Genomic DNA, 17,823 nt, shown 5'->3' with positions numbered 1-17,823 from the left:
GGACGTGAGATGCGCGTGTTGCTAGTTGAGGACGACCCGACCATTTCGAAAAGCATCGAATTGATGCTGACCCACGCCAATCTCAACGTCTATTGCACGGATCTTGGGGAAGAGGGGATCGATCTTGCCAAGCTATACGATTACGATCTGATCCTGCTCGACCTTAACCTTCCCGATATGAATGGCCACGATGTCCTGCGTCAGCTTCGTCTGGCGCGGGTCGAAACGCCGATCCTGATCCTGTCTGGCGAAGCGGATACTGAAAACAAGATCAAAGGCTTCGGGTTCGGTGCGGATGATTACCTGACCAAACCGTTCCACCGTGAGGAATTGGTGGCGCGGATACATGCGATCATTCGCCGGTCCAAGGGCCATTCCCAGTCGGTGATCCGCACCGGCCTGATCGCGGTCAATTTGGATGCCAAGACCGTCGAGACGGACGGCGGACCGGTGCATCTGACCGGCAAGGAATACCAGATGCTGGAGCTTTTGTCGCTGCGCAAGGGCACCACTCTGACGAAAGAAATGTTTTTGAACCATCTCTATGGCGGCATGGACGAGCCGGAACTCAAGATCATCGATGTGTTTATCTGCAAGCTGCGCAAAAAGCTCAGCGAAGCCACGGGCGGCAACAGCTATATCGAGACCGTCTGGGGCCGGGGCTATGTGCTGCGCGATCCCGAAGCGGAGCAGCGCGGCGTTGCTCATCTGGCGATTGGGGTTTGAGCGGATCGTGCCGTCATCGGCAAAGAAACCCTATGGCGGACTGGACCTGATCGCCAAGCCCTCCTATCACGTCGTTGGAAACGAAGGACGGGATCGGGCGTGTGGCAGAAGCAACCATCGAAACGTTGACAGAAGATGCGGCGCGGCAGGAACTGGCCGAATTGGCGCAGCGTCTGGCCGAGGCGAACGAAGACTATCACGGCGCAGATTATCCTCGGATCGATGACGCCACGTATGATCGGCTGAAGCGGCGTAATCAGGCAATTGAAGCACGGTTCCCGCATCTCAAGCGGAGCGACAGCCCGACCGACGCGGTTGGCGCACCGGCGTCTGACGCCTTCTCCAAGGTCGCGCATCAGCAGCGCATGATGTCGTTGGGCAACGCGTTTGACGCCGCGGACGTTGCCGATTTCGACAGTTCGGTCCGGAAATATCTGGGCATGTCCGCGGCCGATCCGTTGGATTATACGGCCGAGCCGAAGATCGATGGCCTGTCTTTGTCGCTGCGCTATGAGGATGGGCAATTGGTTCAGGCGGCGACGCGGGGCGACGGGCGCACCGGCGAGAACGTGACCGCGAACGCCCGGACCATTGCCGATATTCCCCAAACCCTGACCGGGGTCGGCGCGGTGCTGGAGGTGCGCGGCGAAGTCTATATGCATCAGGACGATTTCGCGGCGCTGAACGTCCGGCAGGCCGAGGTCGGCGGCAAGCCGTTCGCCAATCCGCGAAATGCCGCGGCCGGATCCTTGCGCCAGTTGGACGCCACAATCACAGCGCGCCGTCCGCTGCGGTTTTTTGCTTATGGTTGGGGCACGCTGTCCGAGCCATTGGCCGACACGCAATTTGACGCGCTTGAACGCCTCGGCGCGCTTGGCTTTTCGATCAATCCCCTGACCCGGCGCTGCCCGTCCCCGGACGCGCTTTTGGCGCTTTACGCCGAGATCGCGCAGCAGCGCGCGACGCTTGGCTATGACATTGATGGCGTGGTCTACAAGGTGGATGATCTGGCGCTTCAGGGGCGGCTTGGCTTTCGGTCGACCACGCCGCGATGGGCGATCGCCCATAAATTCCCCGCAGAACTGGCTTGGACGCGGCTGGAGGCGATCGACATTCAGGTGGGACGGACCGGGGCGCTGTCTCCGGTGGCGCGGCTTACGCCGGTCACCGTGGGGGGCGTCGTCGTATCCAACGCGACCCTGCATAACGAAGACTACATTGCTGGCCATGGCGCTAAGGGCGCCGAGATCCGGGACGGCAAGGACATCCGTGTCGGTGACTGGGTTCAGGTGTATCGCGCTGGCGATGTCATTCCAAAAATTGCGGATGTTGATCTGTCGCAACGGCCAGAGGACGCGGTGTCGTTCGTGTTTCCAACGACTTGTCCGATCTGCGGCTCGGACGCGCCGCGTGAGGCGGGCGATGCGGTGCGCCGTTGTAACGGTGGGCTGATCTGTCCGGCGCAGGCGGTGGAAAAGCTCAAGCATTTCGTGTCCCGGGCCGCATTCGATATTGATGGGCTTGGCGCGAAACAGGTGGAACAATTTGCCGAGGACGGCTGGATCGCGGAACCTGCCGATATTTTCACGCTAGAGGCGCGTTATGGCAGTGGCCTTCAACAGCTAAAAAACCGCGAAGGCTGGGGCGAGAAATCGGCGCAGAACCTGTTTTCCGGGATCCGCGCTAAACGGCAAATCCCGCTGGACCGGTTGATTTTCTCGCTGGGTATTCGGCACGTGGGCGAGGCGGGGGCCGCGCTTTTGGCCCGGCATTTCGGCACGTGGGAAGCACTGACTGCCGCAGTGGATGCCGCCAGCCCCGAGAATGAGGCTTGGGCAGACTTGCTGTCGATCGACGGCGTCGGCAGCGTCATGGCGGGCTCGTTGGTCACGGCATTGGGGCAAGCCGCCGAGCGGGCGTCGATTGACCGGCTCGTGGCACATTTGCAAATTCAGCCGGTGGCCCGTCCGAGCGGTGAGGGAAGCCCGATTGCCGGCAAGACCATCGTGTTTACTGGCAATCTGGAACAGATGACCCGGGCCGAGGCCAAGGCCCGTGCCGAGGCTATGGGGGCGAAAGTGTCCGGGTCGGTCTCGGCAAAAACCGACATTGTCGTGGCCGGGCCGGGGGCGGGGTCGAAGGCCAGCAAGGCGGAAAGTCTTGGGATTGAGATCATGGACGAAGCGGCGTGGATGGCCCTGATCGGTGCGGCGTGAGCGGCCGTCCGCCCCAGCTTTTCCCCTTGTTCGCGGGGCTGGAAACCTTGGATGGGGTCGGCGCGAAGACCGCCGCGCATTTCGCCCAGATGGATGTCAGCCGCCCGCGGGATCTGATCTTTACCCTGCCGCAAGGCATCATTGATCGGCGCCTGCGCGACAGTGTGGTGGGGGCAGCAGCGGGCAGCGTGGTGACGGTGAAAGTGCGGGTGTTGCGGCATCAGGCACCGGCGCAAAAGGGGCGGCCCTATCGGGTCACGGTCGAGGATGCGGGCACCAGTTTGTCTCTGGTGTGGTTTCGTCCGAATGAGGGCTATCTGAAAAATCTGCTTCCGGTCGGCGAAGACCGGATCGTCTCGGGAAAGCTGGAACTGTTCGACGGGTTGGCACAGATTGCGCACCCGGATCATGTTCTGCCGCTGACCGAAGCCGCCACGATCCGCCCGTTTGAGCCGGTCTATCCGCTGACCGCCGGGATCGGTGGCCGGGTGATGAGCCGGGCGATCACCGCGGCGTTAGCACGGGCGCCTGGCTTGGACGAATGGATTGATCCGGCGCTGAAAGCACAGCGGGGCTGGCCCGACTGGCAGCAGGCATTGGCGGCGGCGCATGATCCCAACGGGGCCGACGATGTGTCGCCGCGTAGTCCAGCCCGGGAACGTTTGGCCTATGATGAGTTGTTTGCGCATCAAATGACCTTGGCGTTGGCCCGGGCGCAGGCGCGGTCACCGAAAGGCCGGCCCGCGATCGGCACCGGCATCATGCGGGACAAAGTGCTGGCAGCGTTGGATTTTTCTCCCACAGCTGCGCAACGTCGCGCAGCGGCTGAAATTGCTGCGGATATGGCCAGCGACCGGCGGATGTATCGCCTGTTGCAGGGGGATGTGGGCGCGGGCAAGACGCTGGTGGCCCTTCTGGCGCTGGTGACGGCGGTGGAGGCGGGCGGCCAGGGCGTGCTGATGGCCCCGACCGAAATTCTGGCGCGACAGCACCGGGACGCGCTGGCGCCATTGGCCGACGCGGCAGGCTGTCGGTTGGAGGTGTTGACCGGGCGCGATTCCGGGCAGGGGCGGGCCGCGAAATTGGCGGCGCTGGCGGCGGGTGAGATCGACATTCTGGTGGGGACCCATGCGGTCTTTCAGGCCGATGTGCAGTTCGCGGATTTGCGACTGGCTATCGTGGATGAGCAACATCGGTTCGGCGTCCGGCAGCGCCTTGAACTGGGGGAAAAGGGTGCGCGGACCGATTTTCTGGTCATGACGGCCACGCCGATCCCGCGCTCGCTGGCCATGACCCAATATGGCGATCTCGACCTGTCGGTTCTGGATGAAAAGCCGCCGGGCCGCAAATCGGTCAAGACCGCCTTGATGGCGGTGGACCGGTTGGACGATGTGGTGACGCATCTGCGCAAAGCGGCAGATGAGGGGCGGCAGGCCTATTGGGTCTGTCCGCTGGTCGAAGAAAGCGAGTCGGTGCCCATGGTCGCGGCTGAGCAGCGCTTTGCTCAGTTGCGCGCTGTTCTGCCAGAGGGCACCGTCGGTCTGGTCCATGGCCAGATGCCGGCCGAGCGCAAAGATCGCGCCATGGCCGATTTTGTCGCTGGGGTGACCAAGGTGCTGGTGGCGACAACGGTGATCGAGGTGGGCGTCAATGTCCCCAATGCTTCGATCATGGTGATTGAGCAGGCGGAAAGCTTTGGTCTGGCGCAGTTGCATCAGTTGCGGGGCCGGGTCGGGCGGGGGGCCGCCTCCTCGACCTGCCTTCTGTTGTACGACACGCCGTTGTCGGAAACGGCGGCGCGGCGTTTGATGTTGCTGCGCGATACCGAGGATGGATTTCGGATTGCCGAGGAAGACCTGGCCATGCGCGGCGCCGGGGATGTGATCGGGGTGGCGCAGTCCGGCATCCCGCGTTTCCGAGTTGCGGATCTGGAGACTCAAACCGATTTGATGGCGTTGGCGCAAAGCGATGCCCGGGCCTGTCTGGCACGCGATTCCACTTTATCCAGCCCGCGTGGAACTGCGATCCGGGCGCTCCTATGGCTTTTGGAACAGGATAAGGCACTGAAATTGCTGCATGTCGGATAATTTCGCGCCCCGGTGTTCCACTTGTGTTCTTAATTTTTCTTTACAAAGGTTAACGGAATCGGCATAAGAACATTATAGGAACACAAAGGAGCCGAGACGATGATCGAAGATGTCAAACAGGCCATTGAGCGATCCGCCGCAACTATGTGGCGCGACCTTCTGGGGGCAATTTCGCTCTGTATCGCCTTCTTTGGGTTTCTGTATCTGCCGGGACTTCTGCCCGCTATTTGAACTGCCCCTGCGGGACCCACGGACATCTGCCATCGCCTAATGGCTCGCCTGTCTCTGGTCTTTGCCCTGTCCAGAGCCTGTCCTGTCCCGCACCACTTGCGCCGCCTCCTGCCCCGGAGTGCGGCGCTTTTTCTTCGGCGGTGGGATCAGACGGCGTCAGACGCAGTCAGTTGCGACGGCAGCATCAAAGGCCTGTAGGCTTGCATCCAGACTGAGCAGGATGGAGCCGCGGCGGTTGGCATAGTCGCGCGCCGGAAGCAGCACTTCAAACTCCGCGAAAGGCGCGTCCGGCACCGGGCCTTCGGATTTCAGCATCGCTGCCAGTTGCGCCCGGGCGGCGGCGATCTCTGCGCGGTTCCGACCGAGAATGTCAGCCCCGACCACGGCGGCAGCGGCCTGACCCAAGGCGCAGGCCTTCACGTCCTGTGCAAAACGCACAACGCGGCCATTTTGCACATCCAGATCAACAACCACGGACGATCCGCACAGCGGCGCCCGGCAGCGCGCGGTGCCCATCGGCGCGTCAAGGCGCCCGGTCAGGGGAATCTCAGTGGCGAGCCGCAGGATGCGCTTGGAATAGAGTTTGATAAGATCAGTATCGGCCACGGCGGCTTTTCCTTCTGGAGCAGGTATTGTACATAGCGGTGCTGTGCCCTGTTGCAAAGGATAACCCATGAGTTTCGATCCCGACAGTCTGGTTTATAATGAGCAGGGCTTGATCCCGGTCGTCGCCCAAGACGCGGTCACCAACCAAGTTTTGATGGTGGCCTGGATGAATTCCGAGGCGGTCATGCGGACGTTGCAAAGCAAGCGGGTGACCTATTGGTCGCGCTCGCGCCAAGCTTTCTGGGTCAAGGGTGAAACCAGTGGCCACGTTCAGCATCTGGAAGAGTTACGGGTGGATTGCGACCGAGATTGCCTGCTGGTGCGGGTCCGGCAGGTCGGTCCGGCGTGCCACACCAATCGGAAATCTTGCTTTTACACTGCCGTTGACTTGGATGGCGAGCACGAGCTCATGGCGCCAGAGGACTAAGCCCGACCAAGGCGCGAATGTCTGCTGGCGTTGCGCCCATGTCCCGGTACAGCCGGATCGCGCGGGCGTCATCACGTTTGGCCAGCCGTTTGCCTGCCGCATCCCGGATCAGCCGATGATGGTGATAGGTTGGCGTTGGTAGCCCTAAAAGCCGTTGCAGCAACACGTGAATGACCGTGGCCTCAGCCAGATCGGCCCCGCGCACCACATGGGTGATTTGCTGCGCGGCATCGTCCACAACCACCGACAGATGATAGGACGTGCCCATGCCCGCCCGCGCCAGCACCACATCGCCGATGGTGTGGGCCAAATGCGCGAGAGGAACGTCGGTGGAACCGTGGTTTGGGCCGGGCCCAGTCTCGACCACATGCAGGACCGGCGCAGTGGGTTCACCGGCAAGCACTGCCACGGCCCGGCCGATGTTTAGCCGGTAGGTGCCGCTTTTCGGGCGCGGCTGGGTCGGCGCGACGGCGTCCGGTGCAGGGCGGCAGGTGCCGGGATAGATCGGACCGTCGGGGCCGTGGGTTGGCACGCCTTCCTGCGGCGCAGACAGGGCATCCGAAATGTCACGGCGCGTACAGGTGCAGGCATAAAGCAGCCCCCGTTGCCACAGATCGTCCAGCGCCGCCTCGTAGGCCGTCATGCGGTCTGATTGCCGAAGCACCGGCTCTGGCCAGCGCAGGCCAAGCCAGTGCAGGTCCGCGAAGATCTGCGCCTCCCATTCGGGACGGGCGCGGCTGCGGTCGATGTCTTCCAGGCGAAGCAAGAACGTACCCCCCGCCGCCCCGGCCATGTCTTGGGCAAGCAGCGCTGAATAGGCGTGACCCAGATGCAGCGGGCCGGTGGGCGAAGGGGCAAATCGGGTGATCATGGGCATGGTTGCGCAGCCAGTTGGTTCCGGCAGGCGCCGATCAGGGGGCCACGCTTTTTTGGTGAATCAAGAACCATGCCAGCAGGATGAACATGGGGTGGGTCAGCCCGCCCGAGAAGAACAGGGCGGGGATCCAGATCAGGAAGGTGATGATGGCAACTATCCAGCGACCGGTGAACAAGATCGCCAACGGGGGCAGAAAGATTGCGAGAATATAGTTCATGTCATGTCCTCGTCACAGGTGGGCGTCTGGGGGGCTGGGGCTCAGGCCGCCCCGGTTTTGGGCAGATCGAGCCAGTCCTGCCACGCGGCTTTGGCCCGGTCAGTATAGGCTTTGTAGCGGTCTTTGCGGCCGCGACGTCCGCCCTTGGCGTCGATCGGGGGGAACAGACCAAAGTTGACGTTCATCGGCTGAAATGTCTTGGCGTCAGCCCCGCCGGTGATGTGGGTCACCAGCGCGCCGGTCGCGGTATCCGCAGGCGGGTGGGTGATCGGGCGGCCAAGGATCTCAGCTGCGGCAAGGCGACCGGCAAGCAGACCCATCGCGGCGCTTTCCACATAGCCTTCGACCCCGGTGATCTGGCCCGCGAACCGGATATGCGGCTGGCTGCGTAGGCGCATCTGCCCATCCAGCAAGGTCGGTGAGTTCAGAAAGGTGTTGCGGTGGATGCCGCCCAAACGGGCGAAGCTGGCGCTTTCCAGCCCGGGGATCATCCGCAGAACTTCGGTCTGCGCACCGTACTTCATCTTGGTCTGAAAGCCGACGATGTTGAACAGGGTGCCAAGCGCATTGTCGCGGCGCAACTGCACCACGGCATGGGCTTTGATCTGGGGTTGGTGCGGATTGGTCAGGCCAACAGGTTTCATAGGACCGAAACGCAGAGTCTCGCGTCCGCGTTCCGCCATAACTTCGATTGGTAGGCAGCCGTCAAAATAACGGGCGGTCTCACCCTCTTTGAATTCGGCTTTTTCGGCGCTTAAAAGCGCGTCGATGAACGCCTCATAGGTCTCCTTGTCCATCGGGCAGTTTAGATAGGCGGTGCGTTCTTCTTCGGTATCGCCCTTGTCATAGCGTGATTGGAACCACGCTTTCGACATGTCGATGCTGTCAGCGTACACGATGGGGGCGATGGCGTCGAAAAAGGCCAGCGCATCTTCACCGGTCTCGGCCCGGAGGGAATTGGCCAAGGCCCCTGAGGTTAGCGGTCCGGAGGCGATGATCCAATGGCCAGATGTGGGTAGGGCGGTGATTTCGCCGGCTTCTACCGTGATCAGGGGGTGGGCGTGGATACGCGCAGTTACGGTCTCGGCAAACGGATCGCGGTCCACCGCCAAAGCCGATCCGGCTGGCAAGGCGTGGGCATCGGCGGATTGAATGATCAGCCCGCCAGCGGCGCGCATTTCCCAATGCAGCAGCCCGACCGCGTTGGCTTCGTCATCGTCGGAGCGGAATGAGTTCGAGCAGACCATTTCGGCCAGATTGCCGGTGCGGTGCGCGAAGGTCTCAACAGTGGGGCGCATCTCGTGCAGAACTACGGGCACGCCCAGTTCCGCAGCCTGCCAAGCCGCCTCGCATCCAGCCATGCCGCCGCCAATAATGTGAAGGGTCTCTGTCATGTCTGGGCCTTATCTTGGATAGGGTGCGCCCGGGTTGGCGCAGGCGCGTTCTGTGCCAGAGGATGGTGGGTCAGTACAAGCTCTCGCAGGCGGGTTTCCAGCACATGGGTATAGATTTCCGTGGTGGACAGGTCCGCATGGCCCAGCAATAGTTGGATGGCCCGCAGATCGGCGCCGTGTTCCAACAAATGGGTGGCGAAGGCGTGGCGCAAGGTGTGCGGGGTCACCTTCTGCGGCGAGATGCCTGCGGCGACGCACAGATCCTTAAGCATCAGGAAAAAGCTCTGTCGGGGCATGTGACCGGCGGCGGCCCGGCTGGGAAAGAGATAGGGTGAGGGTTTGGTGCCGTGTTCCTTGCGGGCCAGATCCTCGGCGGCATCGCGATGCGCCAGCCATGCGGTCAGCGCGCGGCGGGCCGGGGTGGACAGCGGCACCATGCGTTCCTTGTTGCCTTTGCCGCGCACCAACAGCACCTGCGGATCGCCGCGAGTGGCCGCCACCGGCAAGGTCACCAGCTCTGTGACCCGCAGGCCGGTGGCGTAAAGGATTTCCATCAAACAGGTATTGCGCAGGCGGTCGGCTGCGGCGCGGCCATGGGTGGTGGCGGCGGTCAGCAGGGCGCTGACTTCGGCTTCGCTGAGGGTGCGGGGCAGGCTTTTGGCCTTGCGGGGGCCGCGAATGCGGATCGCCGGATTGTCAGCGCGCAGCTTTTCTTCGAACGCAAACCGATAGAGTTGCCGGATCGAGGCAAGCCGCCTTGCCCGGGTGGCGGCGGACAGGCCTTGATCGTTGCAGAACGCCAGATAGGCTTCGATCTGGTCGCGACTGGCGGTCTCGAAGCCGGTGTCGTGGCGGACCAACCATGCCAAAAAGTCCTTCAGGTCGCGGCCGTAAGCAAGTTGGGTGTTGCGCGCGGCATCCAATTCGGCGGCTTGGGCTTCCAGAAAGCGGCTGATCCATGCCGTCCCCGTGCTGTTGCCGGGAGCGGGCTGTGTCATTGGCGCGGCTCGATGCGCAGGATCTGCAACGCAGCTTGCCGGGCGGTGGCCTCTTGCCCCAAGGCGCGCAGAAGTTGCAACGCCTCGGCAATGTCCATCGGATCGCCTTCGCGGCCATTCACCAAGCGCGCCAGCGCGGTTAGCAACGCCTCGCCGGTGCGACCATCCTCGATCATCCGGGCATAGGTGGGGGGCAGGTCCGGACTGAGAAGCGCGGCGCGAATCGTCGATTGCCAGTCGTCCACCGGTGTCGCCCGTTTCAGATCGCCGGTGGCGAGGGCGGCGGCGAAGGCCAGGTCGGGGGACAGTTCGACCCCGGATGGCGGCGGCGCCAGTGCCGCGGCACTGTTCGAGATCAGACCAAGCTCATAGACCATCCGGGCGGCCTCGCCCTGAAAGCTGAGCCGGGACAGGCGCGGGGCCATCATTTGGGCGAACACGGCCTCTAGGTCGGCCTCGCGCATGGCGTTCCACGCGAAGGGCAAGGTCATGGCCGCAGCCGTGGCGTCACCTGCAGCGATCTCAATGTCCAATTCTTGCAACAGCGTCACCCGATCCCAGACCCCGCCAGAGGCGGCAGGGCGGCGGGCGGTGTAGATCCCCAGCAGGGTGTTCACCGGCAACGATCCGACCCGTGCCAGCCGTTCTGCGGCATCCAGTTGGGCTTTCCAACCGATCACGTGGCGCAGGTCGCTTTGCGCGAACGCCAAGGGGAGGCCGCTGGTGGGCACCGGCTCGCCCACGGCTTCGAGAATGCGAAAGTCCAGCGGTGTGACCGGGCTGGGGCGCGGCGCGGGGCCGTCGCCTTCAAAGAGTTCGGGATCGAGAAACCGGGCCAGACGGTCCCGGCTGTCCGGGGTGATCCGATCGAGCGCGGTTGCGGTCTCAAGGGTCAGCGCCGCAGTGAGCCAACGCCCCATCCGGGCCAGACAGAAGATCCGGGTCTCATAGTTGGGGGACAGTTCGGGTTTTTTGGCCAACGTCGCGCAGGCGCGATCTTCGGTGCCATTGAGCAGGGAAATGTCGAACCAACGGCGAAACAGGGCCGGCGTGTCAGGGCCCGCGCGCTCTAGCAAGGCTTGCGCCGGGTCCAAGGCACCGCGCAGCAGCAGGGCGTCGATCCGGGCCAGCAACAAGTCAGAGCCATCTGCGGCGGGCGGCGTCGCTTCGAGCAACAGCAGCCCATCAAACACCTGTTGCAGGGCGGGCTGCGGCAGCAGAGGCATGGCGCGTACCAGCCGGGTGAGAACCGCCCCCTCTGATCCGGCCCAAAGATCCGCCGGAAGCCCGGTCACCGCAGGTGACAGCAGGCCGGTGGCAGCCGGGGTGGGCGCATCAATGGCGCTGACGGTGATGTTGTCCGATTCGGGAACCGGGGCGGGGGGCGCTTCGCGCCGGCGGATGGGGCGATATTCCAGTGTTTCGGACAGCCACGGAATCGCGGACAGCGGCGCTGTTGGCGAGGGCACGCTGGCTGTCGGCGTGGTCTGGGCGTTGGACTGCACGGCGCTGAGCAGTGCTGCACATGCAGTAGCGGCCAGAAGGCGCGTCGCGCTATTCGCCATTCATTTGCACCGGAATGCGGACCTCTGACCGTTGCGGGCTGAGATCGCCCAGAAACGCGAAGCCGACCATGCCAACGACGGCAAGAAGAATGAGAATCAGAATGATCTTGAATAAACGCACGATTGTGTTGCCTCTCGGATGGAATGCCAGCCCTGTTTTTTTCTTTTATATATGGGAAAAGCCGAGAGATCACGTCATAGAAGTGCAATCTTTGAAGGCAGGACATAGTCGGTTGGGTGTGGAGTTAAAAAAGACCGTCGTGCTGGTGGGCATGATGGGGTCAGGCAAGACTGCAGTTGGGACTGCGGTTGCGCGTCATCTTGGCGTGCCGTTCGTGGATCAGGATGACGAAATTGAGGCGGCGGCCAATCGGACCATTGCTGAAATTTTCCGGGATCATGGCGAGGCATTCTTTCGCGAAAAGGAAACTCAGGTACTGGGGCGTCTGTTGGACGGCCCGCCCTGCATCCTGTCGACCGGGGGCGGTGCGTTTATGTCGGAACGCAATCGCGACCTGATCCGGGATCGGGGCGTGTCGGTCTGGCTGAATGCCGAGTTGAATTTGTTGTGGGCGCGGGTGCGATACCGCAACACGCGGCCCTTGTTGCAAACCGACAACCCGTATCAGACCTTGAAAACGCTGTATGATTTGCGCTGTCCGATTTATGCAGGGGCGCAGCTTCATGTGATGTCGCGTTCAAATTATTCAATCGAAGATATGGCGACAACAGTGGTTAAGACCCTGTCTCAACACCCAGAAATTTTGAAAGTGTCCCAGAATGTCCGCGATTGAAACCGTCCATGTGCCGCTTGGCGATCGCGCCTATGATGTTGTCATCGGGCATGGGTTGATCGCCTCTGCCGGGGCGCGGATTGCGCCGTTTCTGGCCCGACCGCGGGTCGCCGTAGTCACCGACGAAACGGTGGGCGCGTTGCATTTGGCGGCGTTGCAGGCCGGGTTGGCGGCGGCTGGGGTTGAGATGGTGGCGCTGACGCTGCCGCCCGGCGAAAGCACCAAGGCTTGGCCGCAATTCACCCGCACCGTCGAATGGCTGCTCGAACAAAAGATCGAGCGGCGCGACGTTGTGGTCGCCTTCGGGGGCGGGGTGATTGGCGATCTGGTGGGATTCGCGGCGGCGGTGCTGCGCCGCGGGGTCCGGTTCGTGCAGATCCCGACCAGTTTGCTGGCGCAGGTGGACAGTTCGGTTGGCGGCAAAACCGGCATCAACGCGCCACAGGGCAAGAACCTGATCGGTGCCTTTCACCAGCCGACGTTGGTTCTGGCCGACACGGGTGTGTTGACCACATTGACGACCCGGGATTTTCTGTCCGGCTATGGTGAAGTGGCGAAATACGGCCTGCTTGGCGACGCGGCATTCTTCGAGCAGCTCGAGCGCGACGGCCCGGCTATGGCGGCAGGCGACAACACCGCCCGGATCGCCGCGGTGCGCCGCTCGGTCGAGATGAAGGCCGAGATTGTCGTGCGTGATGAGACCGAGCAGGGCGACCGGGCCTTGCTGAACCTTGGCCATACCTTCTGTCATGCTTTGGAAGCTGCGACGGGCTATTCCGACCGGCTGCTGCATGGCGAGGGCGTGGCCATCGGCTGCGCGCTGGCGTTTGAATTGTCGGCGCGTCTTGGTCTGTGCGCGCAGGAAGACCCCAGCCGGGTCCGCGCCCATCTGGCCGAGATGGGCATGAAGAAAGACTTGGCGGATATTCCCGGTGATCTGCCGGATGCTGATGCGCTGATTGCCCTGATGGGGCAGGATAAAAAGGTCGTGGATGGCAAGTTGCGCTTTATTCTGGCGCGGGGGATCGGGCAAGCTTTTGTGGCCGATGATGTCGATGCGCACACCCTGCGCGGCGTGCTGACCGATGCGCTTCGGGTGGTACCTCATACCGCCTGACAGGCGTCAGGGGCGGGGCACCCACTGGGCTTCGTTGGTTTCGATGGCGGTGATCCGGGCTTGCACATCCGGGTGGCTGAGAAACCACGCTGGCATGGTGCCGCGATTGGATTGGGTCAGCGCGTCCAGCTTGTGAAACAGGGCCTTTTGCGGCGCTGTCCCGAACCCGGCCTTGATCAACAGGGCTGAGGCATAAGCGTCGGCCTCGAACTCGTCTTTGCGGGACATATGCGCGGCCAGAAGGGATGACAGCCCATTGGCAATGATCAGGCCCAGCCCCGGCAGGATCCGCGAAAAGACCACCGCCAGCGCGGTGCGCAACGCATTCTGACCCGAGAAATCGATCATCCGCTTGCGGGTATGGCCCAAGGCCACATGGCCAAGCTCATGGGCGATGACGCTGGCCATCTCTTCGCCGGTGACATCGCCTGCGCGATATTTGTTGTAAAACCCCCGGGTGATGAAAATGCGGCCATCCGGGGCGGCCAATCCGTTGACCGGTGCGATTTCATAGACATGCACCGTGATCTTGGGCAGATCGAGGGCCGCCGCCAAGCGGTCGGTATGGCGGGTCAGCCCCGGATCCACCAAGACTGACGACTTGGTGTCCAGTTCGCGTCGGGTTCGAAACGCCGACATCATGTACATTGCGACGCCGTAAAGGATCGCCAGCAGGATCGGGGTGAACTTTAACATACTGGATAAATGGGGGCGGGGGCGGGGACCGGCAAGCGCAAATCGACCAGAACCGGGCGTGCGGGTCATGGCGGCGATTTATTTGATGGTGTGAGGATGCTCGCCGCCTGAGATGTCATCGTTAGAGCCGCGGGCGGCCATGCATTCGTGGGCATCGCCGAGACACACTTTGTGTCCGGCCGCATCAACGGCCGGACACATCTGCGGGGATTTCCGGTCTGATCTTGCGATCAGGCGGACCGGGTCCGCCGGCGGCGCATCAGACCGAGCGATGCCATCGCGCCCGCCAGCAACGGCAGGGCAGCGGGCAGCGGCACGGGGGTGGTATAAGCCATGGCATCGGTCACGATGGTGTTGTCGATGCGAAACTCCAGACCGGTCAGACCGGTATTCTCAAAGAAGACCAGATCGAAGTCCACCGGGGCCCCGGTGCTGGTGAAGGTTGTCCGAGTGGTGCCGAAGTTGCGCAGGCCCGAATATGAGGCAATGCTTGCGCCATTGAAGGACAGCCCGAACCCGTCATCCGACCCGACGGCAATGCTGTGGGTCCCGGCGGCAAGGTCCAAGGTACCACTAAAGCGAAAAACCGATCCCATTAGCCGTGTGTTTTGCGCCCCGGAGAGCGAGGCGGCATCCCGACCAAGGAACCTCGTCAAGGTGTGGAAGTCACTTTGCGATTGGGTCCGGCCGGGGAAGTAATCCACTGCGGTCGAGGTGAAGGTCGCCGTGGGAGCTTGTCTGGACACGATTCTCTGGGCAGAGGACAAGGATGTTACCGATCCCCGAACATCCCAGAATTCGCCAAGAAAAGACGCGGCGCTGGCGGCGTTCGAGACGGAGAGGGCAAGGATCGCGGCAGCGGTCACACGAGTGAAAAAATGGATCATGACAATAGTCCCTTACAAGGAAAAAAGATCCGGCTCGGGACGGCGTGGGTGCCCCTGATGGTGGGGGTGGCGCCAAGGCCCCGCTCCGGACGGCGGATAAGGGCTTGTACGGCGAAGTTGGAATAAATTCAGTTAAAACTTATGGTTAACGTCTGATTGATCGGTGAAATGGTTAACGGAAGCGGTCTGAGGTGGCCTCTGTCTTGGCTCCGGCCTCAGGCGGTAAGTCGCCCGTTGCGGTATCCGTCAGCGTCCCAAAACCCGCATGCCCCGGGTGAGACCGTCCAGCGTCATCGGCACCATGCGCCCGTCGAACAAGTCGCGGATCAGGCCGATTGTCTGGATGCGCGGCCAATGGGGTTCAGGGACCGGGTTGATCCACAGATGATCCGGCCAGTGGTCGCGGGCGCGGGTGAGCCAAGTCTCGCCGGTTTCGGCGTTCCAATGTTCGTTTGCGCCGCCGGGATAGAGCACCTCATAGGGCGACATGCTGGCATCGCCGACGAAAATGCATTTCCACGACGGCCCATAGGTGCGCAGAATATCCCATGTCGGGGTCTGCTCTTGCCAGCGTCGGGCGTTGTCGCGCCAGACCCCCTCATAGAGGCAGTTGTGAAAATAGAAGTGGTCCAGATGTTTGAACTCGGACCGGGCGGCCGAAAACAGTTCTTCGACGATGCGCACATGCGGGTCCATGGACCCGCCGGAATCGAGCAGCAGCAGAACCTTGACGGCGTTGCGCCGCTCGGGCCGGGTCTGAACATCCAGATACCCGTGCTCGGCGGTGGCCCGGATGGTCCCGTCAAGGTCCAGTTCATCGGCGGCCCCATCCCGGGCCCAGCGACGCAGACGTTTAAGCGCGACCTTGATATTGCGGGTGCCAAGTTCGACGGAATCGTCCAGATTGCGGAACTCGCGCTTGTCCCAGACCTTGACGGCGCGTTGATGGCGGGAGGCGTCCTGCCCGATCCGCACGCCTTCTGGGTTATAGCCATAAGCGCCAAAGGGCGACGTGCCTGCGGTGCCGATCCATTTTGAGCCGCCTTGATGTCGGCCCTCTTGGTCTTTCAGGCGTTGTTTGAGGGTTTCCATCAGCTTGTCAAAACCGCCTGCCGATTGAACTTCGGCCATTTCTTCGGGCGACAAGGTTTTCTCGGCCAGTTTTTCAAGCCACGCGGCCGGGATGTTTGCCGCGTCCAGCATATCGGCAACCGATACAGCTTCCAGCCCTTTGAAAGTTTCGGCGAAGGCCCGGTCAAAGCGGTCAATGAACCGTTCATCCTTGACCATTGTGGTGCGCGCCAGAAAGTAAAACCCGTCGACATCATAAGTCACCAGACCGGCGCTTAGCCCTTCCAGAAACCCCAAAAATTCGCGCAGTGAAACCGGGATGCCCGCTGTGCGGAGGGTTTCAAAAAAGCGCAGAAACATCAGCTTACATCATGCGATTGATGAAAATCGTCGCGAACAGGCCGATCACCGCGAACGCCATGGCGAAAGTGGCCGCATATTGGGCGATGTCGTATTTGTTGCCTTTACGTTTCGCGGCCAGCCAAGCCCCGTAAGACCCGCCAAGGATCGCACCTGCGATGATAATCATGTTCCCTCCTGAGGGGTCGGCACCAATGCGGCAATCTCGGCCGCCCGGCCAAGGATGACCTCGTCCGAACGCAACCCATACCGGCCCCATCCGTAACTGTCGAGCCAAACGGACCGGGCCTGTGCGGTCAGGCCCTTGGCATCCAATGCCGACGCCTTGACCATCAGAAAATCGCTCATAAGGGCGGCGTTCTCGGCTTTTTTCGCGATCGGAATATTGGTGTTGGCGATGCGGATGGCCGCGTCCATCTCGCCGGCCACAAGGGCAAAGGCGGCGATTTGGATCGCGACATTGGCCGCCTGAATGGCGGTGTCGGGGCTTTGGCCATAAACATCGGCAGCTTCAAAGAACGCGTCCAGCCCCAGACTGCCGTCATCGGCCTCAGCCAACCGGCCAACGGTCAATAGCGATAGCCCGAGACGCGTGTCCTGCCAGCCTTCGGTTCGTGCGATGTCCAGCGCTTTATAGGCGGCGCGCCGGCGGGCCGGGTCGCGGCGTCCGTTGGACAGGGCGTGCTCAATGGCGTCCACCCAATCCCGGGGGCTGGGCCGATAGGGCCGGGTGGCGATGCGTTCGCCGCGCGGATTGATCCGCGCCAGCAGCGGGGGCAGGACGGCGGCCACCTCTTGCCGGGTCATGCCGTTACGCAAAGCCGGATCATAGGTCGCGCGCAGGATCATCATATCGAACCCGGTCAAAACCGAGCGCATGTTGTCATCGTTGAAAATCGAATCGTCCAACCGGTACAGATCATTCACCGGCCCAAGGGCTTGGGCGATTTCCTCATGCAGGCAGTCGCGGATTTCCTGTGGACTGACATCGGCCGGAATGAAAACGGTCGCGGCGTTGCGGACCTTTAATTCCGTCCAGTTCAGATCGCGCCGCCGGGTGTTGCGGGTGAACTCGTCCCAACTGATCCGCTGGGGCAGAACGAAACAGGCGGCGGTCGGGACGACCCGCTGCAATTGCGCTTGGCTGATGGCCTCGACCGTGATCGATGCCGTGGCCGGCGTATCGGTCCGGCGGATGTTCACGCCCGCCTCTCGCCGCAAGCGGCCAATCAGGCGGTCCAATTCTTGGCGGAAGATCGGGGTCAGCTTGCCGGTCAGGCCGATGGTGATCGGCTGTTCGAAACGGGTGAAAATCGGCAGATCGCGGCCGTTTTCCAATTGTAAGCTGAGGTCGATGAAGTCCCGGCCGATTTCGGTGTTCGAGCGATCCGGTGGCGTTGGATTTGGCGCGCCGAATTGTTTCATCGCGGGCATCGCCACGGTCGCTGTTTGGCTGGGTTTCGGTGCTGTCGGGCGCGTTGGTGCCGGGCTACAGGCTGTGACCACAAGGGCAACGGCCAATGCGCCGAAGGGGCCGAGCCGCGCGGTCACCCG

At 62.4% G+C, this 17,823-nt stretch carries 19 protein-coding genes; 7 read left to right on the top strand and 12 right to left on the bottom strand.

Annotated features, from left to right (window positions below):
• Window positions 1–9: 9 nt before the first annotated feature.
• The 4 genes from ctrA (at window position 10) to BV911_RS20215 (ending at window position 5,260) form a co-directional block, all read left to right on the top strand.
• Entirely contained in the window at window positions 10–726 is a 717-nt protein-coding gene (ctrA, locus tag BV911_RS07390; protein WP_086052963.1) for a response regulator transcription factor CtrA, read from the top strand.
• Between the two features lie 101 nt (window positions 727–827).
• On the top strand, window positions 828–2,942 hold the full coding sequence (gene ligA / locus BV911_RS07385) for an NAD-dependent DNA ligase LigA (protein WP_086052962.1): 2,115 nt from the start codon (window positions 828–830) through the stop codon (window positions 2,940–2,942).
• A complete protein-coding gene (gene recG / locus BV911_RS07380) occupies window positions 2,939–5,029 on the top strand; it encodes an ATP-dependent DNA helicase RecG (RefSeq protein ID WP_086053008.1) in 2,091 nt (696 codons plus the stop codon). Before ligA ends, recG begins: the two co-directional genes overlap by 4 nt.
• Window positions 5,030–5,128: 99 nt before the next feature.
• On the top strand, window positions 5,129–5,260 hold the full coding sequence (locus BV911_RS20215) for a hypothetical protein (protein ID WP_256388246.1): 132 nt from the start codon (window positions 5,129–5,131) through the stop codon (window positions 5,258–5,260).
• 156 nt (window positions 5,261–5,416) lie between these two features.
• Here BV911_RS20215 and BV911_RS07375 read toward each other — a convergent pair whose 3' ends face one another.
• Window positions 5,417–5,866: an iron-sulfur cluster assembly scaffold protein gene (locus tag BV911_RS07375; protein WP_086052961.1), complete on the bottom strand. Its 450-nt coding sequence runs from the start codon at window positions 5,864–5,866 to the stop codon at window positions 5,417–5,419.
• Window positions 5,867–5,933: 67 nt separating this feature from the next.
• Here BV911_RS07375 and hisI point away from each other — a divergent pair, with 67 nt between their 5' ends.
• A complete protein-coding gene (gene hisI, locus BV911_RS07370; RefSeq protein ID WP_086052960.1) occupies window positions 5,934–6,293 on the top strand; it encodes a phosphoribosyl-AMP cyclohydrolase in 360 nt (119 codons plus the stop codon).
• Here hisI and gluQRS read toward each other — a convergent pair.
• The 6 genes from gluQRS to BV911_RS20210 are packed head-to-tail and all read right to left on the bottom strand — an operon-like array spanning window position 6,274 to window position 11,465.
• On the bottom strand, window positions 6,274–7,164 hold the full coding sequence (gene gluQRS, locus BV911_RS07365; RefSeq protein ID WP_086052959.1) for a tRNA glutamyl-Q(34) synthetase GluQRS: 891 nt from the start codon (window positions 7,162–7,164) through the stop codon (window positions 6,274–6,276). The two genes, hisI and gluQRS, sit on opposite strands and share 20 nt — an antisense overlap.
• A 40-nt stretch (window positions 7,165–7,204) precedes the next feature.
• Complete coding sequence (locus BV911_RS07360) at window positions 7,205–7,387, bottom strand: hypothetical protein (RefSeq protein WP_086052958.1); 183 nt, start codon at window positions 7,385–7,387, stop codon at window positions 7,205–7,207.
• Between the two features lie 41 nt (window positions 7,388–7,428).
• Window positions 7,429–8,781: a methylenetetrahydrofolate--tRNA-(uracil(54)-C(5))-methyltransferase (FADH(2)-oxidizing) TrmFO gene (trmFO, locus tag BV911_RS07355; protein WP_086052957.1), complete on the bottom strand. Its 1,353-nt coding sequence runs from the start codon at window positions 8,779–8,781 to the stop codon at window positions 7,429–7,431.
• On the bottom strand, window positions 8,778–9,779 hold the full coding sequence (locus BV911_RS07350) for a site-specific tyrosine recombinase XerD (protein ID WP_086052956.1): 1,002 nt from the start codon (window positions 9,777–9,779) through the stop codon (window positions 8,778–8,780). The genes trmFO and BV911_RS07350 overlap by 4 nt, the downstream gene beginning before the upstream one ends.
• A complete protein-coding gene (locus tag BV911_RS07345; RefSeq protein WP_086052955.1) occupies window positions 9,776–11,344 on the bottom strand; it encodes a hypothetical protein in 1,569 nt (522 codons plus the stop codon). Before BV911_RS07345 ends, BV911_RS07350 begins: the two co-directional genes overlap by 4 nt.
• Window positions 11,334–11,465 carry a hypothetical protein gene (locus BV911_RS20210; protein WP_086052954.1) on the bottom strand — a complete coding sequence of 44 codons (132 nt, stop codon included), beginning with the start codon at window positions 11,463–11,465 and terminating at the stop codon, window positions 11,334–11,336. Before BV911_RS20210 ends, BV911_RS07345 begins: the two co-directional genes overlap by 11 nt.
• Before the next feature lie 112 nt (window positions 11,466–11,577).
• On the opposite strand from BV911_RS20210, the gene BV911_RS07335 reads away from it, so the two are divergent.
• Window positions 11,578–12,138, top strand: coding sequence for a shikimate kinase (locus BV911_RS07335; RefSeq protein WP_205963814.1), 561 nt, complete (start codon window positions 11,578–11,580; stop codon window positions 12,136–12,138).
• Entirely contained in the window at window positions 12,125–13,255 is a 1,131-nt protein-coding gene (aroB, locus tag BV911_RS07330) for a 3-dehydroquinate synthase (protein WP_086052952.1), read from the top strand. Before BV911_RS07335 ends, aroB begins: the two co-directional genes overlap by 14 nt.
• Window positions 13,256–13,261: 6 nt before the next feature.
• On the opposite strand, the gene BV911_RS07325 is transcribed toward aroB, so the two are convergent.
• From BV911_RS07325 to BV911_RS07305, 5 genes are all read right to left on the bottom strand, one after another.
• Window positions 13,262–13,951, bottom strand: a complete 690-nt coding sequence (locus BV911_RS07325) for a M48 family metallopeptidase (protein WP_086052951.1) — start codon at window positions 13,949–13,951, stop codon at window positions 13,262–13,264.
• 230 nt (window positions 13,952–14,181) lie between these two features.
• A complete protein-coding gene (locus tag BV911_RS07320; protein ID WP_086052950.1) occupies window positions 14,182–14,838 on the bottom strand; it encodes a VPLPA-CTERM sorting domain-containing protein in 657 nt (218 codons plus the stop codon).
• A gap of 246 nt (window positions 14,839–15,084) precedes the next feature.
• Window positions 15,085–16,269 carry a VWA domain-containing protein gene (locus BV911_RS07315; RefSeq protein WP_086052949.1) on the bottom strand — a complete coding sequence of 395 codons (1,185 nt, stop codon included), beginning with the start codon at window positions 16,267–16,269 and terminating at the stop codon, window positions 15,085–15,087.
• 4 nt (window positions 16,270–16,273) lie between these two features.
• Window positions 16,274–16,438, bottom strand: a complete 165-nt coding sequence (locus BV911_RS19555; RefSeq protein WP_086052948.1) for a hypothetical protein — start codon at window positions 16,436–16,438, stop codon at window positions 16,274–16,276.
• A complete protein-coding gene (locus tag BV911_RS07305; RefSeq protein WP_240512179.1) occupies window positions 16,435–17,820 on the bottom strand; it encodes a DUF2927 domain-containing protein in 1,386 nt (461 codons plus the stop codon). The genes BV911_RS19555 and BV911_RS07305 overlap by 4 nt, the downstream gene beginning before the upstream one ends.
• Between the last annotated feature and the right edge of the window lie 3 nt (window positions 17,821–17,823).

Origin of the sequence: Pseudoruegeria sp. SK021, assembly GCF_002119405.1 — a bacterium.
Classification (GTDB): domain Bacteria; phylum Pseudomonadota; class Alphaproteobacteria; order Rhodobacterales; family Rhodobacteraceae; genus Meridianimarinicoccus.
This window is presented reverse-complemented; position numbering and strand designations above follow the sequence as displayed.

Coding starts and splice junctions, on each gene's coding strand:
- BV911_RS07350 (WP_086052956.1), bottom strand. CDS start 9,779: ATGACACAGCCCGCTCCCGGCAACAGCACGGGGACGGCATGGATCAGC.
- BV911_RS07360 (WP_086052958.1), bottom strand. CDS start 7,387: ATGAACTATATTCTCGCAATCTTTCTGCCCCCGTTGGCGATCTTGTTC.
- hisI (WP_086052960.1), top strand. CDS start 5,934: ATGAGTTTCGATCCCGACAGTCTGGTTTATAATGAGCAGGGCTTGATC.
- ctrA (WP_086052963.1), top strand. CDS start 10: ATGCGCGTGTTGCTAGTTGAGGACGACCCGACCATTTCGAAAAGCATC.
- BV911_RS07320 (WP_086052950.1), bottom strand. CDS start 14,838: ATGATCCATTTTTTCACTCGTGTGACCGCTGCCGCGATCCTTGCCCTC.
- trmFO (WP_086052957.1), bottom strand. CDS start 8,781: ATGACAGAGACCCTTCACATTATTGGCGGCGGCATGGCTGGATGCGAG.
- gluQRS (WP_086052959.1), bottom strand. CDS start 7,164: ATGATCACCCGATTTGCCCCTTCGCCCACCGGCCCGCTGCATCTGGGT.
- BV911_RS19555 (WP_086052948.1), bottom strand. CDS start 16,438: ATGATTATCATCGCAGGTGCGATCCTTGGCGGGTCTTACGGGGCTTGG.
- BV911_RS20215 (WP_256388246.1), top strand. CDS start 5,129: ATGATCGAAGATGTCAAACAGGCCATTGAGCGATCCGCCGCAACTATG.
- BV911_RS07325 (WP_086052951.1), bottom strand. CDS start 13,951: ATGTTAAAGTTCACCCCGATCCTGCTGGCGATCCTTTACGGCGTCGCA.
- BV911_RS07345 (WP_086052955.1), bottom strand. CDS start 11,344: ATGGCGAATAGCGCGACGCGCCTTCTGGCCGCTACTGCATGTGCAGCA.
- aroB (WP_086052952.1), top strand. CDS start 12,125: ATGTCCGCGATTGAAACCGTCCATGTGCCGCTTGGCGATCGCGCCTAT.
- BV911_RS07315 (WP_086052949.1), bottom strand. CDS start 16,269: ATGTTTCTGCGCTTTTTTGAAACCCTCCGCACAGCGGGCATCCCGGTT.